The sequence below is a fragment of the Sulfurospirillum sp. HTRB-L1 genome (genome assembly GCF_059415125.1).
On sequence record NZ_JCAHZR010000020.1, the window covers coordinates 1 to 1,313 of the forward strand.

The window sequence follows — 1,313 nt, forward strand, 5'->3', positions numbered from 1 at the left end:
ATCATTTCCCTTGCGAAAGTGAAAAAAGCAGCCGCGTTAGCCAACTTTGAACTGGGCTTGTTGAGTGAAAAGAAAAAAGGTGCTATTTGCCATGCGTGCGATGAACTTATTGCTGGAAGGTACCATGAACAGTTCATGGTAGACATGATTCAAGGAGGGGCTGGTACTTCAACGAACATGAATACCAATGAAGTCATTGCTAACCTTGGATTAGAGTTTATGGGATTTGCTAAGGGAGAGTATAAACACCTGCACCCTAACAATGACGTCAACCTTTCCCAATCTACCAACGATGCGTACCCTACTGCCCTTCGGGTAGCCTTGTATGAAAAGCTCGGAGAACTTAATGAGTCTATGGCCATCATCAAAGGGGCCTTTGCTAAGAAAGCTACGGAGTTTAAAGATGTCATCAAGATGGGACGTACCCAACTCCAAGATGCCGTACCCATGACGCTAGAGCAAGAGTTTCGTACCTATGCGGTCATGATAGGCGAAGACATTGAGCGTATCCGTGAAGCCCAACAATTAGTCCGTGAGATGAACATGGGGGCAACCGCCATTGGGACAGGGATCAATGCCCATCCTGAGTACACCAAACTGGTGGAGAGCAAACTCCAAGAAGTGACAGGACGCCCCTTTGTCACGGCCAATGACCTCATTGAAGCGACCCAAGATACGGGAGCCTATGTGCAGATTTCTGGGGTGCTTAAACGGGTAGCTACCAAGATGTCTAAGATTTGTAATGACTTGCGTTTGCTTAGTTCTGGTCCCCGCACTGGGTTTAATGAGATTAACCTCCCTGCCATGCAACCAGGCAGTTCTATTATGCCAGGTAAAGTCAACCCTGTGATTCCTGAAGTCGTAAACCAAGTGTGTTATCAAGTCATTGGCACTGACGTGGCTATTACCATGGCGTCTGAGGGAGGTCAGTTACAGCTTAATGTGTTTGAACCGCTTATTGCCTACAACCTCTTTAACTCTATCAACATGATGAAAAATGCTTTTGAAACCTTGGCTACTTCGTGTGTGTGTGGGATTACGGCCAATAAAGAGCGTTGTTTGGAACTGGTGCTTAATAGTATTGGGTTAGTTACCGCCCTTAATCCTTACCTTGGCTATGAGAACTCTACCATCGTGGCTAAAGAAGCCCTGCAAAGTGGACGGTCGGTGTATGACATTGTGCTAGAAAAAGGGTTCTTAGAAAAAGAAGCGTTGGATGAGATTATTAAGCCTGAGAACATGATTCGACCGAAGAATTATGGGTTGTCGGAGAAACATAAGATTAAGCCGGTGGTGTGAGCGTTGCGTGTAAA

General features: G+C 45.9%; 1 protein-coding gene. It reads left to right on the plus strand.

Going from position 1 to position 1,313, the window contains the following annotated elements; translation table 11 throughout:
* Positions 1–1,299, plus strand: a 1,299-nt coding sequence (gene aspA, locus AC5SLM_RS14405; RefSeq protein WP_495251671.1) for an aspartate ammonia-lyase, incomplete at its 5' end; no start/stop codon positions are given.
* Positions 1,300–1,313: the final 14 nt, after the last annotated feature.